Annotated in this window: 8 protein-coding genes and 1 pseudogene; 3 read left to right on the top strand and 6 right to left on the bottom strand. The window is 61.9% G+C overall.

Annotation, left to right across the window (positions count from 1 at the left end):
• Positions 1 to 55: 55 nt before the first annotated feature.
• On the bottom strand, positions 56 to 3,130 hold the full coding sequence (locus tag NDY25_RS01770; RefSeq protein ID WP_256627732.1) for a TonB-dependent receptor: 3,075 nt from the start codon (positions 3,128 to 3,130) through the stop codon (positions 56 to 58).
• A 375-nt stretch (positions 3,131 to 3,505) separates the two neighbouring features.
• Entirely contained in the window at positions 3,506 to 6,496 is a 2,991-nt protein-coding gene (locus NDY25_RS01765) for a TonB-dependent receptor plug domain-containing protein (protein ID WP_256627731.1), read from the bottom strand.
• Positions 6,497 to 6,833: 337 nt separating this feature from the next.
• Here NDY25_RS01765 and apbC point away from each other — a divergent pair, with 337 nt between their 5' ends.
• Positions 6,834 to 7,685, top strand: a complete 852-nt coding sequence (gene apbC, locus NDY25_RS01760) for an iron-sulfur cluster carrier protein ApbC (RefSeq protein WP_055827655.1) — start codon at positions 6,834 to 6,836, stop codon at positions 7,683 to 7,685.
• A 96-nt stretch (positions 7,686 to 7,781) separates the two neighbouring features.
• Complete coding sequence (gene dcd, locus NDY25_RS01755; protein ID WP_006452354.1) at positions 7,782 to 8,351, top strand: dCTP deaminase; 570 nt, start codon at positions 7,782 to 7,784, stop codon at positions 8,349 to 8,351.
• 47 nt (positions 8,352 to 8,398) lie between these two features.
• Here the strand turns inward: dcd and NDY25_RS01750 are convergent.
• From NDY25_RS01750 to NDY25_RS01735, 4 genes and pseudogenes are all read right to left on the bottom strand, one after another.
• Positions 8,399 to 8,566: pseudogene (locus NDY25_RS01750) on the bottom strand (LiaI-LiaF-like domain-containing protein); the annotation flags it as partial.
• Positions 8,567 to 8,913: 347 nt separating this feature from the next.
• On the bottom strand, positions 8,914 to 9,081 hold the full coding sequence (locus tag NDY25_RS01745; RefSeq protein WP_006452352.1) for a LiaI-LiaF-like domain-containing protein: 168 nt from the start codon (positions 9,079 to 9,081) through the stop codon (positions 8,914 to 8,916).
• Between the two features lie 27 nt (positions 9,082 to 9,108).
• A complete protein-coding gene (locus NDY25_RS01740; protein ID WP_168957738.1) occupies positions 9,109 to 9,561 on the bottom strand; it encodes an HIT domain-containing protein in 453 nt (150 codons plus the stop codon).
• A complete protein-coding gene (locus tag NDY25_RS01735) occupies positions 9,558 to 10,220 on the bottom strand; it encodes a dienelactone hydrolase family protein (RefSeq protein WP_168957737.1) in 663 nt (220 codons plus the stop codon). Before NDY25_RS01735 ends, NDY25_RS01740 begins: the two co-directional genes overlap by 4 nt.
• A gap of 183 nt (positions 10,221 to 10,403) precedes the next feature.
• Between NDY25_RS01735 and rimO the strand changes: the two genes are divergently transcribed.
• Entirely contained in the window at positions 10,404 to 11,777 is a 1,374-nt protein-coding gene (gene rimO, locus NDY25_RS01730) for a 30S ribosomal protein S12 methylthiotransferase RimO (protein WP_168957736.1), read from the top strand.
• The last annotated feature ends 21 nt before the right edge of the window (positions 11,778 to 11,798 follow it).

Here is an 11,798-nt window from a genome sequence, read left to right as displayed (position 1 = left end):
CGCCTGCAGGGCGAAGGCGAGTGAATACACCTCGCCTTCGCTCGCAATCAAACGATCAGAAATCGTATGAGGCGGTCAGACGCATATAGCGCGGCTGGTTGTAGCTCCACGCTTCGGTGCCAAGTCCATATGTATTGGACACAGTCCGGCGAGTGACTTCGTTGGTGCTGGAGACGCGATTGACCGAACGGTCATTCAGCACATTGAACACATTGAGCGACAACGCCAATTTGTGATCGGCGAAGCCTGGACGATACGTGACGCCCAGATCCAGATTTTTGATCCATGGAGTCTCGCCAGCGCCGCCCGCAGATACAGGTTGACCATAGCAGTAGTGATACGACGAACCATAACCCACCGGATCGTAATTTACCGCTGCAGCGTCAGGGCCGGCGTAATAACCCAGGCACGACTTCGGTGTGCCCGACATCACCCTGACCGTGGCAGATGCCAGCCATTCTGGAGTGAATTGGTAGGCGCCGAACGCCTTCAACTGATGGCGACGATCGTTGGCCAGATTGCCACCGGCGTAGGACATTAGCTGGGCTGCGTCCCAATCCTGGGTTTTGGAAATATCGGCTTGCCCGAGGTCTGACTTCACCTGTCCTTCGGTGTTTCCGTAGAGATGCGACCATGTGTAATCGACGCGGCCATACCACTTTTCATCAAAAGGATGCTCGATAAACAGGTCCACCGCCACGTAGTTGCGCTTGGCCTTGTCCGTAAAGCCCCAATCGGACTGCGACATGCGCAGCTGGGTGTAGCCGGAGCCATCGGTGTTGGCAAGGTTGTAGGTATTGGTCTCGCCAGGGTTGAACATCACGCAACCAGGAATGCTCACGCTGCTGGCATCGCCGCCTGCTGCTTCGAGCGCATCGGACATACGACCGGGATCACAGACATCATCGATCGCGGTCTGCAATTTACGGTAGGTGACTTTGGCGCCTGAATTCCACTTCTCGCCAAGCGTCTTTTCGAAGCCGATCAGGAACTCGTCTTGATACTGCGACTTCAGATCGCTTGGTGCGAACGAGTTCGGATCCGGGGCTTGACCATATTCACCATTAGAGGAAACCGGGCCGGGACCCAGTGCAGTCAGACCGGTCGGCTCGCCGTTGGCGTCGATCCCCGAATACGTGAAATACTCGTTGGTGAACGTCGAGGCGGATGCTCCTCGGATCGCAACCTGATTGGGTAAGGCTAGATAGTAGCGACCGACATTGGCGAACACCTTGAAGGAAGAGTCGCCAAAGACATCCCAGCTCACCCCGACGCGCGGAGCCCACTGGTCACCACTGTCCACGTAAGCCACATGATCGCTGTTGTAGTTAGTGAACTTGTCGTTGCGGATACCCAGCGTGAGGAGCCAGTTATCGTTGACCTGCCACCGATCTTCCAAGTAGTAGGCCTTCTGCTCGACGGCCATGCTGGTAACTGTGGTTAAGATACGGCGGTTCACGAAGTAGCCATTACCTCCGGAGGCGCCGACGCCCAGAGCACCATTGATGGGTTCGCTGGGATCGTCCTGCCTGCCGTAGATCCAGCGATACCCTGGACCACTGGTAAAGACGCCTTCGTCGTAAGCATTGAAGTACATATTATCCACGCCGGCGGTCAAATCACGATTGCCCAGACGATAGTTCAGTTCCAGGCGCAGATTGCGGCTCTTATTGATCGGGTCTGCTGCCTTGACAGTCGTAGTGGCCTGCCCGTTGGTGATGCGCCGACCGCCGGTGATGGCAGGGTCCTGTAGAGTCGAACTGGCGATGTTGGGCAATGCCGAAGCACCGGGGTTGAACTGTTGGTTGTGCTGAGTATCGCGTCCCCACGTTGCATTGAGGGTCAGGTCGTCTGTGATGTAACTGGTGAACTTGACGATATCGACACTGTCTTTGAGCTTGTACGTATCCGTGAACAAGCCAGAAGGGCCCTGATCCGTAAGTGTTGCATAGTCGTAGTTGTTGTATACGCCAGAACGTCGGTCGTTATTTTCGATGCGCGTATATTCTAAAATATTGCTGTCATTAATATTCCAGTCCAGTTTTCCATAGAACTTCGGCGAACTGTTCTCATAATGGCTGCGCCCCTGGTCGCTGGCGGCCGTCGCAATATTGGTGGTTGCTCCGTCGACCTTGTCCGTTTCGCCGGCCACGAACAGGAATAGGCGATCCTCAATCAGCGGGCCACCCGCGTACGCGCTGTAAACGGTCCTGTTCTGCACGTCGCCCTTGCCGCGGCGATAGATCGTCCCGGGCAGGTCATCATCTTCATAACCATAATTCTCCGGAAGTTCGCTATTCGGATACCAAGCATCGCCGCGTGAGCTCGCCAGCGATTTCGGTTCCCATACCGCTTGCGCACCAAAATGCCACTCGTTGGTGCCGCGTTTACCCACTTGGCTGATGACGCCGCCGGTCGAGCGGCCGTACTTCGCGCTGTAGCCGCCCGTATATGTTTCCTGTTGGTCGATTGCGCCGTAGGGGAGGCTGAGCCCGCCGAGGTTGTTGAACGGATTAGTGACATTAACGCCGTTGATGTAATAGGCATTCTCCGTCACACCAGCGCCGCCGAACGAGATGGTGGACCGCGAGCCATTGTTGAAGGCGCCACTTCCGGAAATCGCACCTGGTGCAAGCAACGCAATCGCTTCGGCGCTGCGTCCCAGCGGCAGGGTTGCTAACTGCTCTGAGGTGATCACCGAGCGCGAACTGGTTGAACTGACATCGATCTTCGGCGCATTTGCGGCCGTCACAGTGATCGCGCCGAGCGTCGTTGCGTCGGTGCTGCCGCTGGCAGTTGCGCCAGCAAACGACACCTCTGTGCCGGACCCTACGCGCAGCTGCACATTTTTGCGGGTATCGACGACCTGATCGCCGCGCTTGAGGGTGACGGTATAGGCGCCCACCGGCAGCGAGCCAAGGTTGTAACGGCCATTGGCGTCGATGGTGATCGTGCGGCTGAGGCCGGTGTCGCTCTGCACGACTATGGTGCTGCCCGCTTCAGAGGGAGCGCTACCGTAGATGCTGCCGGTCGTGCTTTGTGCGTAGACCGCACCGTTGGCGAGACACGCGCCGAGCACAACAGCCAGAGCGGTGCGCTTGAGGGCGTGGCGACGAAATTGATTGCTCATTCCTAACCTTTCAACTGGGTATCGGGAGAAGTGGCGGTCATCGAAGAGTCAGATGGCCTTAACCCGAACGTAATGAATCTGTGGGCTGAGTCGCAAGCCTTTTGAATGATTCGTTAATGAAAAGGGCGAGATCCGCACCGAATATGCGGATCTGCGCACAAATTGCCTGGCATGCGAATACCGCCCAGCTTGGGTCACGCAAGTATTCATTTTTGTCAGTGCGCGATGCGGCGTGACATCGAGCGGCTCAACCGAACACTACCTTGCCGCCATATCAGTAACTGATTGTCGCGTGTTGCTGGCTGGTTTCATCTGAAACATGAATTCAAAAAGACCCCGTCAAACGGGGTCTTTTCGATGCATCGCCAACAGGCCTCAGAACCGGACTGTCGTGCCCAGATAAAAGAACCGCCTAACGTTGTCATACAGCGCAGAATTGAAGTCCGAGCCGAAGTAGTTGCGCGGCGGGTCCTTGTCGAAGGCGTTGTCGATGCCCAGGTAGACGTCGATCTTCGAGCCGGGGAACTGGTAGCCGAACTGGAAGTTGTGGTACGTGTACGAGCCGTTCTTGATCGGGCTGGCCGAGCCCGGGTTGCTGTTGTAGCTCTCCGGGGTCACGCGCAGATTGCCGTCCACGTAGTTCATGTCCCACGAGGCGCGCCATTCGTTCCAGTTGTACTTGGTCTGGAACTGCGCACGCCAGCGCGGGTCGGTCACGTAGGTCACGTACTCGTCGTATTCGGCCGGAAAGTCCTGGAACACCCATTCGCGCGACTGGATCAGGCGCGTGCCGACAAAGCGCAGCACCGTATTGCCTTGGCCAATCTGGAAGCGGTAGTCCATTTCCAGGTCCACGCCCACACGCCGCGAGCGCGCCAGGTTTTCGTTGAGCGCCTGCCAGCCGATGATGCTGTGTTCGGGATAGATGCGTCCCTGCGGGTCGGTGAATCCACCCAGCGGGGCGCGCTGCACGAAGCCGCAGAAGCTGTTGTCGATGCCGCCCGGATTGTCCACGCAGCGCGTTGCGTTGGTCTCTGCAGTCACCGTGCCGATTGCGTCCTGCAAGTCGATGCGCCAGTAGTCGATCGACATGCCGAAGCCTTCGAAGAACTCCGGTTGCCAGACCAGACCATACGACAGACTGCGCGCGCGTTCCGGCTTCAACTCCGGATTGCCCCCGCTCACGCCGGGACGGGTCGATGTAAAGGTGTCGATCCAACCGACCGGCACGCCCAGCGCGCTGCAGTTGGCCTGGCGCAATGCCACGTCGCCAGCGGTACCAGGACGATTGGAATTGGTCGGCAGGTAGTTGCAGGGGTCGGCGATGGTGGCGAAGTTTTCACTCTGCGAGTCGTATAGCTCGCCGATGCTGGGTGCACGCACAGCTTGCGCCACGGTGCCGCGCAGACGCAGCGACGGGATGATGGTCCAGTCCAGGCCCACGTTCCAGGTCTTGGTCGAGCCGATGCTGTTGTAGTCCGAATAGCGCCCTGCCACATCCAGCGCCAGTCGATCCACGCCCGGCAGGCCGGCCAGCAACGGAATGGTGCTTTCGACGAAGATTTCCTTGACGGTGTACTCGCCGCCGTTGTTGGGGATGGCGTTGAGGAAGGTCACGCCCGAGGCTGCCAACGGGTCGGTGACTTCCTCGCTCTGCTCCTTGCGGTATTCCACGCCACCGGCAAAACCGATGTCGCCGGCCGGCAGCGACAGCAGGTTGCTGTTGGCTACCGATGCGCTGAACACGGTTTGCTGGATCTTGGCCTGCGCGCGCGCGGTGGTGTTGAACCATGCGGCGGCTTCCGGCGTGACCGCGCCATTGCCGAACACGCTGAAGGGCACGCAGCCTTCGCGTGCCAGCGCCGAATACACGCGGTTGGTGTTGGGGTTGATCGCGGTCGGGTCTAGCGTGGTGCGGCAGACGATGTTGCCGCTGGCATCGCGCGCGGCATCGATACCGGCCTGCCAACGCTCGTTGATGCGGTTGTTGAGGTTGAGGCGGTCGACGGTGGTCTTGCCATAGTTGGCAGACACGTCGTAGGTCCAGTTGTCGGTGAAGTTGCCTTCTGCACCTAGCACGGCGCGATAGGTCTTGCGCTCGATATTTTCGCCGCGACGGCCGGCATCGACGTTGAAGCGGTTCATCAGGATCTGCGTGGCACCGCGCGAATCCATCAGCGCACCGAGTTCCGGGCTGACATACGGATTCTGGCGACGCACGCGCAGCGAACTGTCGAACGCCGGCTGGCCGAAGAATTCCGAATCGGTCTCGCTGTACTTGCCTTCGAAGAACAGGCGATGGTTCTCGCTGATCTCGAAGTTGATCATGGTGTTGACGCTCTTGCGATCGAAGCCGGGCTGCAGGTCGGCCACCGCGTTCAGATCGGCGAAATCGCAGTCCACACATGAGGTGTTGCTCACTACCGTGCCGTTGTAGCGATTGCGGCGGAAGCTGCCGTCGTCGTTGAACAGGTAGCGGTTGCCGTAGCTGGCCGGGTTGCGGAAATCGAACGTGCCCAGGTTGAAGGTGCCACCGTAGGACGTGGAATGGTTGCCGCCCGGGCCGCTGAGTACGTTCTGCGGATTGCTCTCGCTCGGAGGGCGGGTGGGATCGAAATTGGGGTTCTGCACCGACACCAGGTACTCGCGACCGATGGCGCGGTTGCCGCGGCCGAAGCGGTCCTGCTTGCTGTATTCGCCGGACACCGCGATGTTGCCGCGGCCCTCCGCAAAGTCGGTGCCTGCCGAGAAGCTGGCAAAGGAGCGGTTGTAGTTGCCCTCATCGGCCAGGCCGGTCTGCGCGCGCGTCTCGAAGCCGGTGAAGTTCTTCTTGAGGATGAAGTTGACCACGCCGGCCACTGCGTCGGCGCCGTACACGGCCGAGGCGCCACCGGTGATGACTTCGACACGTTCGACCCATTCCACCGGGATCGTGTTGACGTCCACAGCGGTCGAGCCCGGGCTGGAACCCACGTGGCGACGCCCGTTGACCAGCACCAGGGTGCGATCCACGCCCATGCCGCGCAGGTCGAGCAGGCCCAGACCGGCGGTGCCGATGAAGCGGGTGGAATTGCCCAGCGTGTAGCTCGGCGCCAGCGCCGGCATGCGTGCCATCAGGTCGCTGATGGTGGTCGCGCCGGTGGCGCGGATTTCTTCGGCGCTGATCGCGGTGACCGGCGAGGGCGTCACAAAGCCGGTACGCGCGATGCGCGAGCCGGTGACGGTGACCTTGTCCAGATCGGTGGTGCCGGGCGCGACACCGTTTTCTGATTGGGCGGCAGCATGGCCAGCAGAAGCGGCCAGCACGGCGAATAATGCGGTGCTCAAACGATGACGCTGTGCGTGTTGCGGAAGACGACTCGACATGACCTTGCAGATTCCTCGCGGGGAGTTGGCGAAACAGCTGTGCTCGCTGAGCGGCGGCTGAACTTAATCCCGAACGTAACAATTCCTTAATCATGTGTCTATATTTGTGAAATATGTCTTCGCTTGACACATTCGTGTCTGCTTGTGAATTTCTTCAGCGAAGTCGCCAGGGCGGATGTGTCTGGACGAGCCGGTACACTGACCACCTCCATGGCGCAGTACCCGGCGGCGTTTTTCGTCGCTGCCGCTGCGCCCACGACGAATTCAGGTAGGCAATGACGACGATGTTGGAAGGTGTTGTGAGCGTGACCATCGCCCCCGCGCAGGTGTGCCGCGCATGACCGGCGAGCGCAGAATCCCCGCGCATGCGGTACAGGGCGCGCTGGCGCCGCATCCGCGGATCCGCAATGTGATCGCGGTCGGCTCCGGCAAGGGCGGGGTGGGCAAGTCCACCACGGCTGTGAATCTGGCGCTGGCCTTGCGTCAGCAGGGCGCCCGCGTCGGTGTGCTGGACGCGGACATCTACGGACCGAGCGTGCCGGCGATGCTGGGCCTGAGCGGGCGGCCGGACAGCCCGGACAACAAGTCGATCGAGCCGCTGCGCGCGTTCGGCATCGAGGCGATGTCGATCGGCTTGCTGGTCGACCAGGACACGCCGATGATCTGGCGCGGGCCGATGGCGACCTCGGCGTTGACCCAGCTGTTCAACGACACGCTGTGGGACGACCTGGACTACCTGCTGATCGACCTACCGCCAGGCACCGGCGACATCCAGCTGACGCTGTCGCAGAAGATTCCGGTGGCCGGCGCGGTGATCGTCACCACGCCGCAGGACATCGCCACGCTGGATGCGCGCAAGGCCTTGAAGATGTTCGAAAAGGTGGAGGTGCCGGTACTTGGCATCGTGGAGAACATGGCAGTGCACACCTGTTCCAGTTGCGGCCACCGTGAGCATCTGTTCGGCGAAGGCGGCGGCGAGCGCATGGCGGCGCAGTACGGCGTGCCCTTGCTGGGGTCGTTGCCGTTGGAGATCGCGATCCGCGAGCAGGGCGATGCCGGCCAGCCGATTGTCGTTGCCGCGCCCGAGTCGGCAGCAGCCAAGGCCTATCTGGCCGCCGCTGCGCGCCTGACCGAGGAGCTGGGCAAGCGCCCGCGCGCCAGCATTCCGATTTCGGCCTCGTTGCTGTAGCGCGCGGCTCGGCCAGCAGTGCCGGCCGCTTGTTAGAATTCGCCGTCTTCGCGCGGGCCGCTGGGCCCGTCGCCTTCCGTCTTCAAGGAACATCACATGAGCATCAAGAGCGACCGCTGGATCAGGCGCATGGCCGAGCAGCAGGCGATGATCGAGCCGTTCGAACCCGGCCAGATCAAGCACGACGCCGCCGGCCAGCGCATCGTCAGTTTCGGCACTTCCAGCTACGGCTACGACGTGCGCTGCTCGCGCGAGTTCAAGATCTTCACCAACATCAACTCGACGATCGTCGATCCGAAGCATTTCGATCCGGGCAGCTTTGTCGATATCGAATCCGATGTCTGCATCATCCCGCCGAACAGCTTCGCACTGGCGCGCACGGTGGAATACTTCCGCATCCCGCGCGACACCCTGGTGGTGTGCCTGGGCAAAAGCACGTACGCCCGCTGCGGCATCATCGTCAACGTGACCCCGCTGGAGCCGGAGTGGGAAGGCCACGTGACCCTGGAATTCAGCAACACCACGCCGCTGCCGGCGCGCATCTACGCCAACGAAGGCGTGGCGCAGATGCTGTTCTTCCAGTCCGACGAAGTCTGCGAGACCTCGTACAAGGACCGCGGCGGCAAGTATCAGGGCCAGACCGGCGTGACCCTGCCGCGCACCTGATGGGTGGTGCGGCCGTGACCTTGCCTCAGCAGGTCGCGGTCGCGCGTGCGCTCCCAGTAGCGCAGCAGTTGGCGCACGCCAGCGGCGATCAGCAACGCCGGCCACCAGGTCGACACAAGGTTGCCAAGATCGAAACGGGCCAGCCCGAGGTTATCCAGCAGGAATAAGCTGCCCAACGTGATCAGAAACAGGGCAGGAATCAGGCGGTAGCGCATGGCGATGTCCTCGGTAGGTGTGAGCCATGCTGCGCGCGACGCGCGCGCCGATCAGGTGCCGGAAGTCAACAATTGCGGATGACAAAGGTCATGTTGGCAGGGCCGCAAGGCTCGCTGACTGGCTGCTGTGGCCATGTCGCCTGCGGTTGATCGCTAGCCATCAGGTCGTCGACATTTTCAGGGATGCTGGAACCCTGGTTCATACGGGTGCAGTTGGCTAGCGCATGAGGCTTCGCGCGTCCCCTCATCCGCCCCTTCGGGGCACCTTCTCCCGATGGGAGAAGGGATCTCGGCGCTCTGATGACGCGCTGGGCTGATCGACCGCTCACCCCATTCCCAAATCCCAGCTACTTTCCCCGCCCAAACAGCATGCCAACGCCGCAAGCGACCAATGCCGCCGGCCACCACGTGGCGATCAGCCGGCCAAGGCTGACATTGGTCCAGCCCAGGTTATTGGCCAGAAACAGCAGGCCGACGAGGATCAGGATCAGCGCGGCGACGACATTGGATTTCATGCGGAAGGGTGGTTGAAAGACGGGCGCCTATCGTAGCCGTTGCGCCCACGCAGCGACACGCTGTTGCAACGCATCGGGCGCGAAACGTTGCGCGCTGCCGCTGCCCCACACCGGGCCAGGCCAGGCCGCATCGCCCGGGTGCCGGCCGACCAGATGCACGTGCAGCTGCCGCACGATGTTGCCCAGCGCGCCGATATTGAGTTTGGACACCTCGGGCTCGACGCGCAGCAGCTGCGAGAGCTGATTGATCTCGGCCAGCAACAATCGTTGCTGACCACCTTCCAGATCGATCCATTCGCTGACATCGGCCACCTGCGGCACCAGCACGATCCACGGGAAGCGGCTGTCGTCCATCAGCCGCACCTGCGACAGCGGTCCGTCGGCGACGAATACGCTGTCGGCCGCAAGACGCGCATCGAGCTGGAAGCCGCTCGTTCCTGACCTGCTTGGGGCAGATTCGCTTGCTGCGGTCCCGCTCATCCCAGATGCGCTTCGAAGAAGCCCAGAGTGCGCTCCAACGCGCGCTCGGCGCTGTCGGTGTCGTAGTGGTTGGGATCGATGCTGCGGTTGAAGGCGTGGCCGGTCGGATACACGAAGGTTTCCATCTGCGGCAGCTTCTCGCGGTGGGCCTGGATCGCCTCGGGCGGAATGCTGGTATCGCGCTCGCCGAAGTGGAACATCACCGGCGCCTTCGGAGTTTCGTCCAGCAGCTGGGTGTTGCGGCCGCCGTAGTAGCTCACCGAGGGTAGGCCCAGGCGGATTGCCGACAGCAGCGCCACCGAGCCGCCCCAGCAATAGCCCACGGTGCCGACCTTGCCGGCGCGGCTGAGCAGGGTGGCGGCGGATTTGACCACCTCCACCGCGCGCTCCAGGCCGACCGCATTGGCCAGGGCCAGGCCGCGCTGCAGGCTTTCCTGGTCGTAGGGCAGCTGCACGTCTTTTTCTTCCAGATCGAAGAAGGCCGGTGCCAGCACTTCGTAGCCGCGTGCAGCGTAATCATCGGCCACCGCGCGGATATGTTCGTTAACGCCGAAGATCTCCTGGATCACCACCAAACCGCCGCGCGGGCTGGTGGTCGGAGTGGCGTGCCAGGCGGCGACCTGGCCGTCGGGGGTGTCGAGCGTGGTCCAGTGACCCATGAGAATTCCTGATGTGCAGCGAGGGAGGCGCGCATTATCGACCGGACCGGCATCGTGAAAAGTGAGGGTTTCGCAAAGCCGGCCGGGCTGGCGAGGCCCGGCGGTTCAGAGCGTTGCCCCGCACGCCGCTATAATTGCCGCACTCAGGCCCCAGGCCGCTCCGTTCCCCAGGCTCCTGCTTCCATGTCCCAGCTGAACCCCAAAGTCGGCTTCGTCAGCCTTGGCTGCCCGAAGGCGCTCGTCGATTCCGAACGCATCCTCACCCAGCTGCGGGTGGAGGGCTACGACATCGTGCCCAGTTACGACGCCGCCGACGTGGTAGTGGTCAACACGTGCGGCTTCATCGATTCGGCGGTGACCGAGTCGCTGGATGCGATCGGCGAGGCGATGAACGCCAACGGCAAGGTGATCGTCACCGGCTGCCTGGGCAAGCGCCCGGAGCAGATCCGCGAGGCCTATCCGCAGGTGCTGGCGGTGTCCGGCCCGCAGGACTACCAGAGCGTGATGGAGGCGGTGCACGCCGCGTTGCCGCCGCGCCACGACCCGTTCGTGGATCTGGTGCCCGACTACGGCATCAAACTGACCCCGCGCCATTACGCGTACTTGAAGATTTCCGAAGGCTGCAATCACCGTTGCAGCTTTTGCATCATTCCGTCCATGCGCGGCGATCTGGCCTCGCGCCCGGTCGATGAGGTACTGCGCGAAGCAGAGCGCCTGGTGCGCGGCGGGGTCAAGGAATTGCTGGTGGTCTCGCAGGACACCTCGGCCTATGGCGTGGACCTGAAGTACGCCGAGCGCCCGTGGCGCGACCGCATGTATCAGACCCGCATGAAGGCGCTATGCGAAGGTTTGTCGGAGCTGGGCGTGTGGACGCGCCTGCATTACGTCTATCCGTACCCGCACGTGGACGATGTGATTCCGCTGATGGCCGAAGGCAAGCTGCTGCCGTATCTGGACATCCCGTTCCAGCACGCCAGCCCGCGCATCCTCAAGCTGATGAAGCGGCCGGGCGCGGTGGAGAAGACGCTGGAGCGCGTGCAGCGCTGGAAGGCGATGTGCCCGGAGATCACGGTGCGCTCCACTTTCATCGTCGGCTTCCCCGGCGAGACCGATGCCGAGTTCGAATCCTTGCTCGATTTCCTGGACCAGGCGCAGCTCGATCGCGTCGGCGCGTTCGCGTACTCGCCAGTGGAAGGTGCCAGCGCCAACGCGCTGCCGGACCCGGTGCCGGAAGAACTCAAGCAGGAGCGGCTGGCGCGTTTCATGGCCAGGCAGGCGGAGATTTCCGCCGCGCGGCTGGAAGCCAAGATCGGCAGCGTGCAGCAATGCCTGGTCGATGTGATCGAAGACGATATCGCCGTGGCCCGTTCGCGCGCGGACGCACCGGAAATCGATGGGCTGGTGCATATCCAGAATGGCGGCGAGCTTGGATTGAAGATCGGCGATCTGGTCGATGTGGAGATCACCGACAGCGATGAGCACGATTTGTTCGGCGATGCGTTGCCGGCCAATGCCCCGATTCAGCAAGGACGGTCGTTGAATTTGCAGATGGTGTAACCGGTCAGGTGTCGGGACACC

This window comes from Xanthomonas hortorum pv. pelargonii, assembly GCF_024499015.1.
Taxonomy (GTDB): Bacteria; Pseudomonadota; Gammaproteobacteria; order Xanthomonadales; family Xanthomonadaceae; genus Xanthomonas; species Xanthomonas hortorum_B.
The sequence above is the reverse complement of the archived record's forward strand: the minus strand, read 5'-3'. Positions and strand labels throughout refer to the sequence as shown.

Coding starts and splice junctions, on each gene's coding strand:
- dcd (WP_006452354.1), top strand. CDS start 7,782: ATGAGCATCAAGAGCGACCGCTGGATCAGGCGCATGGCCGAGCAGCAG.
- NDY25_RS01735 (WP_168957737.1), bottom strand. CDS start 10,220: ATGGGTCACTGGACCACGCTCGACACCCCCGACGGCCAGGTCGCCGCC.
- NDY25_RS01745 (WP_006452352.1), bottom strand. CDS start 9,081: ATGAAATCCAATGTCGTCGCCGCGCTGATCCTGATCCTCGTCGGCCTG.
- rimO (WP_168957736.1), top strand. CDS start 10,404: ATGTCCCAGCTGAACCCCAAAGTCGGCTTCGTCAGCCTTGGCTGCCCG.
- NDY25_RS01740 (WP_168957738.1), bottom strand. CDS start 9,561: ATGAGCGGGACCGCAGCAAGCGAATCTGCCCCAAGCAGGTCAGGAACG.
- NDY25_RS01765 (WP_256627731.1), bottom strand. CDS start 6,496: ATGTCGAGTCGTCTTCCGCAACACGCACAGCGTCATCGTTTGAGCACC.
- NDY25_RS01770 (WP_256627732.1), bottom strand. CDS start 3,130: ATGAGCAATCAATTTCGTCGCCACGCCCTCAAGCGCACCGCTCTGGCT.
- apbC (WP_055827655.1), top strand. CDS start 6,834: ATGACCGGCGAGCGCAGAATCCCCGCGCATGCGGTACAGGGCGCGCTG.